The sequence below is a fragment of the Bacillus sp. ABR genome (genome assembly GCF_056172715.1).
On record NZ_JAOYSL010000003.1, the window covers coordinates 537,494 to 553,761 of the forward strand.

Annotated in this window: 14 protein-coding genes; 1 reads left to right on the forward strand and 13 read right to left on the reverse strand. The window is 41.2% G+C overall.

The window, feature by feature from the left end:
* Window positions 1-23: 23 nt before the first annotated feature.
* The 8 genes from OIT90_RS12815 to OIT90_RS12850 all read right to left on the reverse strand — a co-directional run bounded on the left by OIT90_RS12815 (window position 24) and on the right by OIT90_RS12850 (window position 9,834).
* The gene (locus OIT90_RS12815) at window positions 24-1,985 is read right to left on the reverse strand and encodes a methyl-accepting chemotaxis protein (RefSeq protein WP_039178114.1); all 1,962 of its coding nucleotides are present in this window, start codon (window positions 1,983-1,985) and stop codon (window positions 24-26) included.
* A 116-nt stretch (window positions 1,986-2,101) separates the two neighbouring features.
* Window positions 2,102-3,130, reverse strand: a complete 1,029-nt coding sequence (gene splB, locus OIT90_RS12820) for a spore photoproduct lyase (RefSeq protein WP_047203061.1) — start codon at window positions 3,128-3,130, stop codon at window positions 2,102-2,104.
* Window positions 3,131-3,212: 82 nt separating this feature from the next.
* Window positions 3,213-3,440 carry a transcriptional regulator SplA domain-containing protein gene (locus OIT90_RS12825; RefSeq protein WP_003211490.1) on the reverse strand — a complete coding sequence of 76 codons (228 nt, stop codon included), beginning with the start codon at window positions 3,438-3,440 and terminating at the stop codon, window positions 3,213-3,215.
* Between the two features lie 115 nt (window positions 3,441-3,555).
* A complete protein-coding gene (ptsP, locus tag OIT90_RS12830; RefSeq protein WP_039178109.1) occupies window positions 3,556-5,274 on the reverse strand; it encodes a phosphoenolpyruvate--protein phosphotransferase in 1,719 nt (572 codons plus the stop codon).
* Window positions 5,274-5,540 (reverse strand): phosphocarrier protein HPr, encoded by a 267-nt coding sequence (locus tag OIT90_RS12835; RefSeq protein ID WP_003211078.1) that lies wholly within the window; start codon window positions 5,538-5,540, stop codon window positions 5,274-5,276. Before OIT90_RS12835 ends, ptsP begins: the two co-directional genes overlap by 1 nt.
* A gap of 93 nt (window positions 5,541-5,633) precedes the next feature.
* On the reverse strand, window positions 5,634-7,733 hold the full coding sequence (ptsG, locus tag OIT90_RS12840; RefSeq protein WP_039178107.1) for a glucose-specific PTS transporter subunit IIBC: 2,100 nt from the start codon (window positions 7,731-7,733) through the stop codon (window positions 5,634-5,636).
* 201 nt (window positions 7,734-7,934) lie between these two features.
* Window positions 7,935-8,789 carry a glucose PTS transporter transcription antiterminator GlcT gene (gene glcT, locus OIT90_RS12845; protein ID WP_039178106.1) on the reverse strand — a complete coding sequence of 285 codons (855 nt, stop codon included), beginning with the start codon at window positions 8,787-8,789 and terminating at the stop codon, window positions 7,935-7,937.
* A 55-nt stretch (window positions 8,790-8,844) separates the two neighbouring features.
* The gene (locus OIT90_RS12850) at window positions 8,845-9,834 is read right to left on the reverse strand and encodes a LacI family DNA-binding transcriptional regulator (RefSeq protein ID WP_058837790.1); all 990 of its coding nucleotides are present in this window, start codon (window positions 9,832-9,834) and stop codon (window positions 8,845-8,847) included.
* 93 nt (window positions 9,835-9,927) lie between these two features.
* Between OIT90_RS12850 and OIT90_RS12855 the strand changes: the two genes are divergently transcribed.
* Window positions 9,928-10,071: a hypothetical protein gene (locus tag OIT90_RS12855; RefSeq protein ID WP_162842493.1), complete on the forward strand. Its 144-nt coding sequence runs from the start codon at window positions 9,928-9,930 to the stop codon at window positions 10,069-10,071.
* Between the two features lie 54 nt (window positions 10,072-10,125).
* On the opposite strand, the gene OIT90_RS12860 is transcribed toward OIT90_RS12855, so the two are convergent.
* From OIT90_RS12860 to OIT90_RS12880, 5 genes are all read right to left on the reverse strand, one after another.
* Window positions 10,126-11,220, reverse strand: coding sequence for a M24 family metallopeptidase (locus tag OIT90_RS12860; RefSeq protein WP_474892601.1), 1,095 nt, complete (start codon window positions 11,218-11,220; stop codon window positions 10,126-10,128).
* A 103-nt stretch (window positions 11,221-11,323) separates the two neighbouring features.
* On the reverse strand, window positions 11,324-13,243 hold the full coding sequence (locus tag OIT90_RS12865) for a heavy metal translocating P-type ATPase (RefSeq protein ID WP_366206607.1): 1,920 nt from the start codon (window positions 13,241-13,243) through the stop codon (window positions 11,324-11,326).
* Between the two features lie 290 nt (window positions 13,244-13,533).
* A complete protein-coding gene (gene stoA, locus OIT90_RS12870) occupies window positions 13,534-14,022 on the reverse strand; it encodes an endospore biogenesis thiol-disulfide oxidoreductase StoA (protein ID WP_039178098.1) in 489 nt (162 codons plus the stop codon).
* Between the two features lie 54 nt (window positions 14,023-14,076).
* Complete coding sequence (locus tag OIT90_RS12875; protein ID WP_039178095.1) at window positions 14,077-15,393, reverse strand: polysaccharide biosynthesis protein; 1,317 nt, start codon at window positions 15,391-15,393, stop codon at window positions 14,077-14,079.
* A 113-nt stretch (window positions 15,394-15,506) separates the two neighbouring features.
* Window positions 15,507-16,157 (reverse strand): cell wall hydrolase, encoded by a 651-nt coding sequence (locus OIT90_RS12880; RefSeq protein WP_474892602.1) that lies wholly within the window; start codon window positions 16,155-16,157, stop codon window positions 15,507-15,509.
* Between the last annotated feature and the right edge of the window lie 111 nt (window positions 16,158-16,268).

Here is a 16,268-nt window from a genome sequence, read left to right on the forward strand (position 1 = left end):
GTCGCAAGGTTCCTTTCCGCGAATCACACCTTAAATCGGTCAACCGCCTGACGCAGTGCCTGGCTTGATTCGTTTAGCATTTCAGTTGAGGTTTTCGTTCTTTCTAACGCTTGAACTTGTTCATCTGTAGACGCATGCACTTCCTCAGCTGAGGCAGCAGATTCTTCTGAAATAGCAGCAATACTTTGAATGGATTCACTCATCTTCTGCTGTTCTTCTGTCATTTCATTGATCTGTGTATGAATGCTGTCGATTGAACCGACAAGTGCCTGCATTTCCATTGTGATGCTGCTGAGTGCCTCACCTGTTGCATTAATGGCATCACCTTGTTCCTCATTCATTCTACTTGCTGCTGTCATCGCTTCCGCCGCTTTCTTCGATTCATCTTGAATGAGTTTGACGGTTTCACTAATGTGTTTTGTTGACTGCGCAGATTGTTCAGCAAGCTTTCTGACTTCTTCTGCAACTACAGCAAATCCTCGTCCACTTTCTCCTGCTCTCGCCGCTTCAATACTTGCATTCAGTGCAAGTAAATTCGTTTGATCAGAGATTTCAGAGATAGCAGTCACGACGTTTTCAATATTTTTCGTTTTATGCTCAAGATCTAGCAGCATTTGCTCAACCTTTTTCGATTCATCGCTCGCTTGTGTTGATTTTTGGACGAGCACACCAAGTGCATCAAGCCCTTTATAGCTTGCATCTTCAGATGATTTTGAGTTGGTTTGCATTTGTGTGGCGAGTTCACCCATATGGCGCACTTTCTCATACAATTGCTCTGATTTCTCATTAATCGTTTCTGCATCCGACGCCTGCTTAGTCGCCCCTGTTGCCACCTCTTGAATCGCGGTTGCAATCTGTTCGCTAGACAGCAAGGTCTCATTTGAAATTTGGGTCACTTCATCCGCTGATTCCACAACTTGATCTGAAGCCCCTTTCACTTTTTCAATTAACTCCCTGATGTCCTCGGTCATTTGATTAAAGCTTTTCGTAAGGAAACCAATTTCATCTTGAGACTTCGTTTCAAGCGTGCTTGTTAAATCGCCTTCTGACACCTTACGAGCGTGCTCTATTAGACGCTTGATTGGCGTAGTTATGCTTCTTGCCAATAAGAAGCTGAGGATCATCGCAAGAATAATGGCAATGACGGATATAATGATGCTTGTCTGATTCATTTTTTCTGTAATCCAAAGCAGTTGCTTTTTCTCAAAGCTGACACCAACCGTCCAATCGGCTTCTTTGATTTTAGATGTGACCGTCAGTTCTTTACTGTCATCAATACCTGAGTTGTCGATCGCTTTTTTCACAGAAGCGACCTTTGATATATTTTTTCCTTGCTCTGTTGGATGCGCCAAAAGGGTGCCTGTGCCATCAACTAAGAAAGCGGTCCCCTTATAAGGAATCTCTTGTTCATTGATATAGGACTGAATCGAGGACAGCTTCAAATCAAGTCCAGCGACCCCAATGACCTTTCCATCTTTGACAATCGCCTTCGTGGCTGAGACAATCACTTTTTTCGTTGCTTCATCTACATATGGATCTGTCCAAACGACCTGATCAGGCTTTTCGGCTGCTTGTTTAAACCAGCCTTGTTTAGATGGATCATAGCCTTCGCCAAGATCGAACTCTGGGAAGCCGAGCATTTTGCCATCAATTGTTCCAATATAGGTAAACGAAATGAGTTTATCCTGTTCCTGCAATTTTTTTAGTGCATCTGTTTCATAAGCTAATGTTTGTTTTGTTTGTTTTTGCGCAAATTCTTCAGTCATTGTACTTGTTGCCACTTTGTTAATGGTATTGCCGTAATTATCAAGCTTTTCTGTAATAATGTCTTTCAGGCTTTCTGCCGTTGCTGCTGCGGTGGTTTTTGCATCTCGTTCAATAAGTGGTCTTAACACTAAGTTAGAACCCACTTGAACAGCCACGACGGTTAAAATTAAAATAACTGAGATGAAAACAGCTATTCTCACTTGAAGTTTCTTAAACATCTCCTCACACCCCTACATCTACTTTCACACCTTATTTTATATATCGGCAAAATGGGTAAAGCATTCAATAGTTGTAAGAAAATTTAAATAGAAAAAACAAGCCCTATAGGCTTGCTTTAAGTAAAATATTCAATCTTTGCAGACGGAAAGTACTGATCAATATATGATTCTAACGTCTCTCTTAGTTCTTGTTCCTCATCTTTTTGGTAGATATATTTCCCAATCCCATATCTCCCCCACTTGTATCGTCTTTTTTCTTCATCTAATTCTAATTTAGATTTCGGGTAGTTTTTTTGAATCACACGCTTTGCTGGTTTTGTAAAGCGATGCTGAATCATCTCAAAAGTAATATCATCTCTCACATCATCAGGAAGAGCTGCATCGAGCTTTTCAAATAAAACTTTATATCCTTCCTGCCAGCCTTCATGGATGTAGATGGGAGCAATAATAAAGCCAAGAGGATAGCCTGCCTTTGCGACCTTAACAGCCGCTTCAATCCGCTGATCAAGCGGTGATGTGCCAGGCTCGAAATATTTAATGACATAATCGGCATTAATACTAAAACGGAATCTTGTCCGACCATTATGCTTTGCATCTAACAGATGATCAACATGATGGAATTTCGTGACAAATCGAAGCTTTCCTAAGTCGGTTTGCCCGAAGTATTCAATCGCTCGTTTGAGTGTATGTGTCAAATGGTCAATTCCTACGATGTCTGAAGTACATGATGCTTCAAATCTCGTGATATCTGGCGCTCGCTCGTTCATGTACTGCTCAGCTTGATCTAATATTTCTTCTACATTGACGTACGTTCGAATGTAGGGCTTACTTCCCATTGTTGTTTGCAAATAGCAATAATGACAATGTCCCATACATCCTGTTGCAAATGGGATCGCATACTCTGCAGATGGTTTAGACGAGTCAAACTTCAATGTCTTTCTCACACCAATGACAAGCGTTGACTTCGCGTTACGATACTTTTGCAGGTCATTTTTCCCCGGAATATTTCTTACCTGGTTGTGTGAAGTCGTTTCTCTTATTTCGATTCCCATACCCTCGAACTTTTCCTTCAGCTCTCGTCCTAACGGGTACTCTAACGCCCGGGGTTCAATGTAAACTAGCTGGGGGACGAAAGGTTTGATCATATTAAGCACATCCTTACCTTTAACGTTTTTATACCGTTACTTTAACCGCACAGGATGGCTTTTATCCTTTCTAAAATCTCCCTTATTCAAATAAGTCTTGATAAAGTGCTTCTGCTTCTTCATATGTTGGAAAAACAGCATCATCAGGTGCTAGTGGATGATACGTTTCAAGTAAAAAGAGGGCAAGTTCTTCTTCGTTGTAAGGATGTGAAACAATTTCAGCTTCTTTAATTTGTGCTACGTTTGCAGCATGTGGATTTCGATAAATGACATATACTTGATCACCTGGTTTATAGTCTGAGAAAGGCAATCTGGTCACCTCCATTTTTTAATAATAGGATGCCCTTCTCACTGCCCAATATGACTCAATATGATAAAATTCGACAAAAAAACCAGACAGTTTCACCTGTCTGGTTTTCATTCACTTAGTTCTGTTGAAATGTTTTCTTGACGAAATCAACCACTTCTTCTGTTGTGCTAAGTGATAAAATATGCTCTTTAAATGATGCAGCTTCTTCCTTAGATAGCTTGCTTAGCTGTGTTCTAGCTGGAAGAATGGATGTTGCACTCATTGAGAATTCATCTAATCCTAATCCAAGTAGAAGCGGGATTGCGATTTCATCTCCAGCCATCTCACCGCACATGCCGACCCATTTACCCTCTTTATGCGCTGCTTCAATCACAAGCGTAATGAGACGTAAAATCGCTGGGTTGTAAGGCTGGTAAAGATAAGACACTCGTTCGTTCATTCGATCAGCAGCCATTGTGTATTGAATCAAATCATTCGTTCCAATACTGAAGAAATCTACTTCTTTTGCAAATTGGTCTGCGATGACAGCCGTTGATGGAATTTCTACCATCATTCCGATTTCAATGGAATCAGAAACGTCTGTACCGGCGGCAACCAATGCTTCTTTTTCTTCAAGTAAAATGGCTTTTGCTTCTCTAAATTCTGATAATGTCGCGATCATAGGGAACATGATTTTCAAGTTTCCATATGTACTTGCACGAAGTAAGGCGCGTAGTTGAGTTCTGAAAATCTCCTGCTCTTCCAGGCAAAGGCGAATAGCTCTATAGCCAAGGAACGGGTTCATTTCTTTTGGAAGCTGCAAGTAAGGAAGTTCTTTATCGCCACCAATATCTAGTGTGCGAACAACCACTGCTTTCCCTTCCATCTTCTCTAAAACGGTTTTATACGCATCGAACTGCTCTTCTTCTGTAGGAAGCTGGTCTCTGCCCATGTATAAAAATTCAGTACGGTACAATCCGACTGCTTCGCCGCCATTTTCAAGTACACCTTTTACATCTTCAGGTGTTCCGATATTTGCAGCTAGCTCTACGTGAACGCCGTCTTTTGTAACCGTTGGCTGGTCAACAAGTTTCGCCCATTCCGCTTTTTGAGCTAAGTAGTCTTCATGCTTTTTTTGATACGCTTTCACTTCATCTTCAGAAGGCTGAATGATGACGTCTCCAGTAATACCATCCACAATGATCAGATCATCGTTTTTCACCGTTTTTGTTGCTTCTTTTGTCCCAACAACTGCTGGAATCTCCATAGATCTCGCCATGATCGCTGAGTGAGAAGTACGACCGCCGATATCTGTCGCAAAGCCTTTAACAAATTGTCTGTTCAGCTGAGCAGTATCAGAAGGTGTTAAATCTTCAGCTATGATGATGACTTCTTCAGAAATCATGCTTGGATTTGGAATGTCAACGCCTAGCAAATGTCCAATAACACGTTTTGTGACGTCGCGAATATCCGCTGCACGTTCCTTCATGTATTCGTTGTCCATTGCTTCGAACATTGTGACAAACATCGTCGCTGTTTCTTTTAAAGCAAATTCAGCATTTACTTTGTCAGCACTAATTTTATCCTTTACTGGGTTAAGCAGTTCAGGATCACTTAACACAAGAAGGTGGGCAGAAAAGATATCTGCTTTGTCTTGGCCAAGTTCTTTTAGCGCATGTTCTTTAATTGCTTCAAGTTCTTGTTTAGAAACATGAATTGCTTCTTCAAAACGCTTCACTTCTGTCTCTGGATCGTTGATGTCTTTTTGGTGAACTGTTAAATCTGGTTCTTCCAGACGATATGCTTTTGCAATTGCAACGCCTGCTGAAGCACCGATTCCTTTCAGTTGTTGCATTACTCGCCTAGGCCTTCACTTTTCATTGTGTCTTTAAGCGCAGCAAGTGCATCATTTTCATCAGAACCAGAAGCAGAGATTGTGATTGTAGCACCTTTCGCAATTCCTAGAGACATTACACCCATAATAGATTTCAGGTTCACTGTTTTACCATTATATTCTAAGTTGATATCAGCATCATATTTACTTGCAGTTTGTACAAGAACTGTTGCAGGACGTGCGTGAATTCCAGAATCTGCAGTTACTTTGAATGTTTGTTGAGCCATTTTTATCAATCTCCTTTTTATACAATTAATACATCCACAATATTATATCATACTGCCGAGCTTGTCATCTAACAAGAACGGCAGTTATGAAAATTATTTTGAAATTTTCATGATGTTTTCTTGTCCAGCTTTGATTTCACCGGATTCTTGAAGGTCAATAAATTGTCCTTCACTTAAGTTGGTAAATACAATTGGTGTCATCAAAGATGGTACTTCAGACTTAATTTTATCAATATCAACCTCTAAAAGTTTTTGACCGATTTCTACTTGATCTCCCTCTTGTACAAATGCTTCAAATCCTTCTCCTTTGAGGCCGACCGTATCAATTCCGAAGTGGATTAAAATTTCAAGTCCACCGTCAGATTGCAGGCCAATGGCGTGTTTCGTCGGAAACACATTTAAGATCTTCCCTCTTACCGGTGAAACAACCGTTCCATCTGTTGGCAAGATAGCGAAACCGTCACCCATCATTTTCCCTGAGAATACTTGATCTGGTACATCTGTAATTGGATGAAGCTCCCCTGTAATTGGTGAAGCAAAAATTTCTTCCCCTTGTTCATTTTGAAGCGGCTTTGCAATGACTTCTTCGACCTGCTGGCTGACTTCTTCTTTTGCAGAAGGGTCTTTCGCTGGACGAGGCGTGCGGCCTGCAATGATGTCCTGCATTTGTGTTTTTAAATTATCAGAACGCGGGCCGAAAATTGCCTGGATGTTGTTCCCTACTTCGAGAACACCAGAAGCGCCAAGCTTTTTCAAGCGGTCTTTGTCCACTTTCTTCTGATCATTGACAGTAACACGTAAACGCGTGATACAAGCATCAAGGTGCTTAATGTTTTCTTGATCACCCATTGCTTCAAGGATTTCATAAGGCAAGTCATTCCCTTTTTCAGACTTCGCTTCACTTGCTCCGTCTGCTGCTTCATCCTCGCGGCCTGGCGTTTTCAGATTAAATTTGCGAATGGCGAATCTAAATCCGAAGTAGTAAATGACAGCAAGTACGAGACCTACTGGAATGACAAGCCACCAAGCGGTTCTATTCGGCAGGATACCAAATAGGAAGAAGTCGATTAACCCTCCTGAGAAGGTCATCCCGATTTTCACGTTTAGAATATCCATTATCATAAAGGATAATCCAGCAAACACACAGTGAATCGCAAATAATATCGGTGCTACAAACAAGAATGAGAATTCAAGCGGTTCAGTGATCCCTGTTAGGAAAGAAGTAAGGGCTGCTGATCCCATAATTCCTGCTACAAGCTTTTTATTCTTTGGTTTTGCTTCATGGTAAATCGCAAGAGCTGCTGCTGGAAGACCGAACATCATGAATGGATATTTCCCTGTCATGAATGTACCAGCTGTCAGCTGAACACCATCTTTGATTTGCGCCATGAAAATACGCTGGTCACCACGGATAATATCTCCTGATAAGCTCTTATAGCTAAAAAATTCATACCAGAATGGTGCGTAGAATATGTGGTGCAGACCAAACGGAATTAATGAGCGTTCAATGACTCCGAATACAAAGGCAGCCAGCGGCTCATTTGCTGCAAGCAGTCCTGTTGAAAATGAGTTCAATGCACCTTGGATTGGCGGCCAAATGACTAGCATCAAAAGCCCTAAAATAAGTGCTGAAATAGAAGTGACGATTGGAACAAAACGCTTACCTGCAAAGAAGCCAAGGTATTGCGGAAGCTCAATCTTGTAAAATTTATTAAACATATAAGCGGCTAATACCCCGACGATAATCCCGCCAAAAACGCCGGTAGACAAGGTCGGTATACCGAGCATATTCACATATGCTGGATGGCTTTCCTTAAAGAACTTAGCCAATTTGATTGAATCGGATGGAATAGATCCGTTAGCCATTAATACGGCACTCATCGTTACGTTCATGACAAGGTAACCGATGATAGCGGCAATCCCTGCCACTCCGTCTCCATTTGCAAGACCGATGGCAACCCCTACAGCAAATAATAGCGGAAGATTCGAGAAGACGATGTTCCCCGCATTCTCCATGACACTTGCAACAAGCTGAATTGTATCATTGCTTAAAAATTGAGCTACATCAATCAGCTGCGGATTTTGCATCGCATTCCCAAGTGCTAGTAAAATACCGGCAGCAGGAAGGATCGCAACTGGAAGCATAAGAGCTCGTCCAATTTTTTGCAACACACCAAAAAGTGATTTAAACACTGGTTGAACCTCCTTTTGTTTTCGCTTACAACATACATTTGGGCTGCTCCCTGACGTACATTTCATAATTAACCGTTTACATTTCACTTTCAAATGCAAAAAAGGCATGGTGATATAAGGTTGCGCAAATAACAGGATCTTATCCTGTATTTACCTTAAGTCACTCATGCCTGATCGAATCAGTTACACGTTTCAAGGAAACTATGAAATTTTATTTGTCAATCTGTACAGATGAAGTGTCAGGTAGACAGCCTCAGCATCCTGTACAGGCTTTTTCAATGCATGCTGCAAAATTTTGATCATTTTCCAAGCAGTATTGTAGCATAAAGGATATTCATTTTTCAATAGATGAAGCAATTTTTCTGGCTCCTCTAAAGATTCTCCCCGTTTAATACGCTCAATTGAAAACGTAATATGGCGTAATAAGCGTAAATAATGAATACTTTCTCTGTCTACTTTCATATGAAATGAATCTTCTATAACTTGGACCATTTGTGTAATCAGCTGCGAATGACGGTTCACCTCAGATAAAGGACGATTCGTCAAAGCTGAATGGATATGAAGCGCTATAAAGCCAATTTCTCCTTCTGGCAGCTTCGTTTTAACATCTGGCCGCTCGTTAATCAGTTCAACGACTTCCTTTGCGACCTCGTATTCTTTCGGGTATAGCGATTGCGTCTCAAGCATAAAAGGGTTCGTGATATCATAGCCTTGCTGCACCCGCTTAAAACTAAACGCAATATGGTCGGTCAGTGCAACATGAATATGCTCATTCAAGCGTTGTCCCATTTTTTCTCGTATATGATAAATGACGTCATTGGCAAGCTCAATCATGTTCTCATCAATATGATGAAGCAGTTGTTTATATTCTGTTTGTTCTTTCGTGTTTTTTAACACAAACATTTTTTCAAACACGTCTTGATCGAGAACATCCCCCGATTTTTTACCGAAGCCAATCCCTTTCCCAATCAGAACTACTTCGCCCAAAGAAGGGTGCCTTGCGATGATGACATTATTATTTAACGCTTTATCAACGGTGAAGGATTCCATGAACATCCCCACCTCCTTCTTTTTCAATCCCTCTTATCGTACAAAACAGATGAAACGTGCGTCAACGATTGTTTTTCAAAACGGTAGTTGTTCGCTCAATCAGACGAAATGGCAGCATTCTTTTCTCTGATTTCTCTCCCTTTAATGCACGGTCAAACAAGTCAAACGCTTCCTGCCCCATTTGTTTGAGGGGAATATGAATGCTGGAAATCCCTAGCGCCTCACTCAATTGGTTATTTTGAAAGCTGAGTATGGCTGGTGATTCTCCTACTTTTATGTCATGACGCTGCGCCTCTAATAAAAAGCCTGCAGAGACTTCGTCATTTGTAATGAATAAAGCTGTAGGACGATTTTTCATTTTCTGCCATTCTGCAAATAAGTGCTTCCCATCAAGCAGGGATAGCTTCCCTTCGATGATCCATTCCTCATCAATGGTCTGCCCGAGGGATTGCATCATGTCTTGATAAGCTTGAAGGCGCGACTCGCTATTCGCTCCTTCTGTTCTCGCAAGAACGATCGCAATTCGTTGATGTCCGCATGCCGCCAAATGATGCAGGCCCTCCTTAAATGCTTGGTCATGCGCAATCGACACGGTTGAGCATTGATCGTGTGGCGCAGGATGACAAAATATAATCGGTCCTGATTCCTGCCACTTTAAAATGTGCCTATCACTTAACGCATTTGAACAAAATATTAAACCATCCACACGGCGCTCTTTTAAACTCATTAACGCTTCTTTTTCTTTTAATGGATCGTATCCTGTTTGAAATAAAGCAAAATGCATGCCGCGCGCCTGTGCTTTTTCTGCAATACCTGTGACGAGTGCGCTGAAATAAGAGTGTTCAATGTTTGGAAGGACGATGCCAAGCATATTCGAATAGCCCTTCGCTAAATGGACCGCCTGGATGTTTCTCGTATACTTGAGCTCCTCCATCGCTTGTAGAACACGTTCCCTTTTTTCTTCTTTAACATAAGGATGCTCATTCAACACACGTGATACGGTTGTCACAGATACGCCCGCTCTTTTCGCAATCTCCCTTATGTTTGCCATTTTTTCTCCTACTTTCTCTTGATATGGTAAGCGTTTCATACTTTAAGATGTATGTGAGCTGAACAAATCACTGGATGGAAAGGGGAATTCAAGATGGGTTTCATCATATGGATTATATTATGTATGACTGTTTTGTTTTCTGCTCGTTTTGCATTACATCCTTTAGGAAAAGAACATAAAATCAAACCGTTTCAATCAATTGATGATTTTTTTGTTGATAAGGATCGCGAAGAGTGATAAAAAATCACGATGACGCTTCCAAGACCTGGACGTTCATCGTGATTTTTTTCATTACTTAATGATTGTCAGCTCTTTCGGATAATTGGTTAAAGTGACTGGACCATCTGCCGTAATGAGAACATCATCTTCAATTCTTACGCCGCCGACTCCCGGGACATAAATTCCTGGTTCAATCGTATACACCATACCTTCTTGCAGAAGGTCGTCATTTGCCTGACTCATAGAAGGAAACTCATGAACAGAAACCCCTAACCCATGTCCGAGGCGATGCGGGAAATATTCACCATATCCCGCTTCTGTGATCAGCCCGCGGGCTTTTAAGTCAAGATCACCGATTCTAACGCCAGGCTTACTCATTTCAAGTGCTGCCATTTCTGCATTTAAGACGGTTTGATAAATGTCCTTTTGTTTTTCAGAAGCTTCCTGATAGATGAATGTTCTTGTGATGTCTGAGCAATATCCATCGACAATAACGCCAAGATCAAATAACACAAAATCGCCTTTTTTTAAGGCTGCCTGCCCAGGATTTCCATGAGGCTCGCCTGATTTTTCACCAAAGAGAACCATGGTTGAAAAGGACATGCCTTGAATGCCTTTTTTCTTTAATTCATATTCAATGACAGCTAGAACTTCTGTTTCCGTGATTCCTTCTTTTAAGGCGTTAACCCCAATCTTTACACCTTCATCTGCCAATTGAGCCGCTTTTTTGAGTGTAGCAATTTCAGATTCATCTTTAATCAGTCTGAGCTGATTGAGCTCATCTTCAGCCCGGACGAACATTTCTGCCCCGGTGACAGCTTGGAGCTGCTCTGCTCTTTGAAGCGGTATCGATTCTTTTTCAATCGCAAGACGCGCGGCATGAACACCTCGTTTTTCTATCGCTGATTGAATGAAATCAAATGGATTCTCATGATCTTCATATCCAATGATATCGCCGGACCACCCTGCATTTTTTGCCTGCTCGACTTCCATTTTAGGCAAAATAAAAAATGGTTCTGCATCTTGAAACACAAACAGCCCCATCACTCTTTCATGCGGCTCTGTGAAGTATCCAGATAGATAAAACACATTTTCCTTTGTATGTATAAATGCACCTTGAATGTCTTCTTTCTTAAGCCAAGAAGACAAGCTCTTCATTCGGTTCATCATGATCCTCCTCACACGTTTTGCTACTGGTCTATTGTATCAGTTTTTGCTGCATTTCGCACAAAAGCGCACTGGCATAGATCCAGTGCGCCTTGATGATTAATTAAGATGCGCGAAGCAGACGCAGACCATTTAAAATGACCAAAATCGTACTTCCTTCATGCCCGATGACGCCAAAAGGCAAATCAAGCACTTGTAAGAAATTCGCACAAATTAACAGACAGATCACCGTTAATGAGAAAATAATGTTTTGCTTAATGATTCGATTCATTTTTCTTGAAAGACGGATCATCTTTGTTAGGTTATTTAAATTGTTCTTCATTAAGATGAGATCCGCAGTCTCTAAAGCAACGTCTGTGCCTCCCCCCATCGCAACCCCAACATCTGCTGTGGCGAGTGCTGGCGCATCATTGATTCCGTCTCCTACCATGATGATTGAATTACCTTGTTTTTTTAATTGATTGACCTCATGTACCTTTTCATCTGGAAGACATTCAGCCACGACAGTTTGGATACCGGCTTCCTGCGCAATCGCTTCAGCCGTTTTTTGCTGATCTCCTGTCAGCATGACGGTTTGGATGCCTAAATCATTTAGTTCTTGAATCATTTTTTTAGCTTCAGGTCTGATTTGATCCTTAAGGCCAAGACAGCCAACAACTTCTTCACCCTTCTGAACGTAGACCACTGTGTATCCTTGCGCCGAAAGGTCATCACCTGTCTCTTCCATCTCGCGGTCGATTGACGCCTTACCAGCGAAGTCTTTCTTCCCAATCCGCCACGTTTCCCCATTTAATTGTGCTTTCACACCAAATCCAGAGGTTTCTTCAATGGTAACATGGACTGATCTTTCTGTTTGGTGCTCTTTTGCCATATCAGAAATTGCTTTCGCTAATGGATGATTTGATTGACTCTCAATTTGATAGAGCGCCTGATAAAAAGCAGATTCATCCTGTCCTTTAGCGATGACGACTTGCTCTACGGCTGGCTTCCCGTTTGTAATCGTCCCCGTTTTATCAAAAGCAATCATGCTGCTTGTGCCTAATTTTTCTAAAAAGACACTTCCTTTGACAAGCATTCCATTTCTCGCGCCATTTGAGATCAATGAGAGTGCTGCTGGCATTATGGATGCAACTAGAGCACAAGGTGAAGCAACGACCATAAACACCATTGCCCGGTAGAAGGTTTCACTCATGCTCCAGCCGAGTACAAAATGAGGCAGAACCATTAAAATCGCAACGGTAATCAGCACACCTTTTACATAGGCACCCTCGAATTTTTCGATAAATGCTTGGCTTGGCGAAACACTTTCTTGAGCAGATTCGACAAGTTTAATAATTTTATGGAAAAGCGTTTCTTCATTATGTTTAGTGACTTCCACTGTTAAGGAACCATTTAAGTTCACTGTTCCTGCAAATACGTCTTCCCCCTGCCCCTTTTCCTGTGGAACAGATTCGCCTGTAAGTGCAGATTCGTCCACACTTGTTCTCCCGCTTAAAATCACACCATCTGCTGCAATGCGTTCCCCAGCTTTGATCATAATACGGTCACCAGGTGTTAATGATGAAGCGGCGATTTGAATGGTCGTACCATCTTCTTCAATTAAAGTTGCTTCATCTGGTGCAATGCTCATTAATGCTGTTAAATCTTTCTTGCTTTTATTTGACGTATACGTTTCTAGCGCACCACTCAGTGAGAAAATAAAAATTAAAATAGCGCCTTCTGCCCAATAGCCGATCAGAGCTGAGCCTATTGCTGCGAAAATCATTAAAAGTTCTACATTCAAGGTCTTAGACGAAATCGTTTCTTCAATTCCTTCTTTCGCCTTTGCAAAACCACCAATGACAAATGCCAGGATGAAAAGAGGAATGCTCCACATGCTCTCATCTTTTAGAAACCATCCAATTAAAATGAGAATCCCCGATATCCCTGCTGCAATTAATTCTCCGTGCTGTGCCCATTTATGTAAGGACCATTTCGATTCCTTTTGATTTGTCGTTTGGTAAAGTGCTGTATTCTCATTCATGATTGTTTTCTCCTCTCTAATTGATAATCGTTTTCACATTATCAATCATTGCCCGTTTCTTATTCCATCTATATTTTCTGCTATTTCAAGCTTTTTATTGGTCTGTAACTCATTATAACAGGTTCTGAACAATTTTCAATTAATAATTATTATAATTTCTTTTTGATAATAATTATCATTATTGATATAGACCGTTCCTTCTTCTTCTGAGCACAGTGTATTCAGATGAAAAGCAAATGAACACAAAAAAAGAACCAACAGAATTGGTTCTTTCACAGAAAGGATTGGTTCTACGAATTCGTCCACTCTTTGATTTGTTTTTTCGTCAGTGGACCTACATGATTTTTCACCACTTCTCCTTTTTCATTAATCAAAAAGGTCGTTGGAATGGTGATAATTTGATATTTCTTCATCATTTCTCCGTGTTCATCTAGTATGATCGGAAATGTAAACCTTCTGTCTTTCACAAATTGGGCAACAGCATGTTTACTTTGTTCAGCACCTAGTAAATTCACGGTCAATATGTCAACATCACTCTGATTTTCTTTCACAATCTGTTCAAATTCGGGCAGCTCCATTTTGCAGGACGGACACCATGTTGTCCAAAAATGCAAAATGGTCTTTTTCCCTTTTGCGGGAACCATCTGCATTTCACCAGTTAATGTCGGTGCCTCTATTCTTGGCGCCATCACAGGCTCTTTTGCTTCCGCTGCTGCGCTCATTAGAAATAGCAGCATGGTCATCATTAGAAGACTGGCGGGTAGATGTTTACGATTCATCAGGATCTTCCTTCCCAGTTTTCTTATAGCTTGCCCTCTCGATGGCGATGACATTCAAGCTTTTTTCAATGTAAGAAACATTGAAACGCCGAGCTCCTTACAAATCGTCGCATAATGCAGGGCAGTCAAAAGCAGCATGCCTGTGTTCATCCCTAAAATAACCCCCATCATATTCAAGCTTTCCATTGAACCGAGGAAATACACCATAGAAAAAGAGACAACATGCACCCATATATTATGTAGGAACACATCTTTGATGAGCCCCATACCGATTAAACACGCTTGAAACGGCATCACAAACAGGTGGCATAAAAAGTATGGCCAAAGCAGCTGTAAATAGACAGCAGCTTGCGGTGAATCAAAAAAAAGCTGTGTGAGCGGGTAAGCAAAATAATACATGACCATCACTGCCGGCACCCCGTATCCAAACGTTATGAGAATCGCCTGTCTGACCCGTTTTTTCACAAGATCATACTGACCTAAAGCATAGGCTTCAGAGACACTCGGAATCATCACAATCATGATCGAATGAGCGATAAACGCTGGGAAAAAACCGATCGACATCGCGACACCAGCCAGCATGCCGTAATGATCAACAGCAAGTGTTCCAGAGATGCCTGCTGCAACGAGCGCTCCTTTGATTAAAAATGGTTCAACCGCATTAGCGATCGCATGAAAGATGCGCATGCCCGTTGTCGGTATAGAAACGGCTAATAGGCGCTTTCGCACATCAATCCCTCTTAATTCAACAGACCTGACATTCACAGCATTTTTCGCCATGACGTATTGGGAGTATAAATAAATAAAGACGACAAGATCACTCGCAACAATGACACCGATGGCGATGAGTACTGCTGTTTCAATATCAAACGAATACCAATGAAAAAACAAAAATAAGCAGATCAGCTGGATTGTTTTCTTCATCATATTGGCTAGAGCGATTCTGCCCATTTGCTGCTTTCCCATAAAGTAGCCGCGGGCAATGGAGGTAAACGCAATAATCGGGATAAGTGACAGCACTAGGCCCTTCATAAGCGGATGATACGACTGAAACACTGGAATGAAAGGCAGTACAATGGCGGCTATACCTGTTGTTGTACTTGTCACCACAAGCGTCATTTTAAAGGCATGACGGAGCATACTTTTGTGGAGACGCTCATGTGATTCTGCAATGAATTTAGAAATGGAGACTGGCAGCTCTAAGCTGGCGATCACAAGGACAAGCATGATGATTGGAAGGATACTCATATATAAACCCATTCCATGTTCTCCAAGCTCTCTCGCTAAAATCATATTGACTAAAAACTCGATACACTCCGCAATAAAAGCTGCGACAGATAGCAGAATGACCCCTTTTACAAATCGATTCATGTAGCCTCCCCTTGTCTAAAGCAAATTCTTTTCACATTCTATGAGACAAGTCCAAAAAATATTTTAATAATTGAAGACAAAAAAAGAGCAATCTCATTGATCGCTCTTTTTCTTTATACGGCAAATACGTGACGTCCGATGCGTTCTACAATTTTGCGGGAACGAATCCAATGATCTGTTGCCGTTTTTGGATTATAAAAATAGATAGCCTTTGTTGTTCTGTCATGCTCTTTTACTACCTGCTTCACAGCTTTAATGGAATCTTGATCTGCCTTATCATGAATACTTCCATTCGATACTGGCTGGAAAGCATTTCGCTGATAGATCACACCTTTTACGCTGTCAGGAAAAGAACGATGCTCTACTCTGTTTAAAACAACGCTTGCCACCGCTTTTTTCCCTTCGTAAGATTCACCTTTCGCTTCAGCGTGAACCAATCGAGAAAGCAAGTCCATTTCTTCATTAGAATACTGATTACCGCTTGCCTTATTCGTCGTTTCAGATTTTACTTTTTTCTTTTGCTTCGGTTTTGAAGACTTTTCTTCTGTTGACGTACTTAGCATTTTCACTTTTGGCTGACGCTTCTCTTCAGAAAATGCTGGGATGACTTGATCGTGACCTTGATCTATATATGAAAGCTGATGTTTAACAGGTGCTTGTGAAAGTTCGTGACTTAATGTGCCTTGCTGCTCTTGTATATTGTCCATCTTCATTGCTGCAACCAGCATAAGGATAACAAAAAGAGCTGTATGAATTTTAATCATTCGCCTTTTTCCTCCTTTAATCAAAGTAGGCTGTAAGATACTTGTCCACTCTAACAAGACCTCATTCTATTTTCACGCACAAAGATTTACATGCCTGTCCAAATTCCGTCA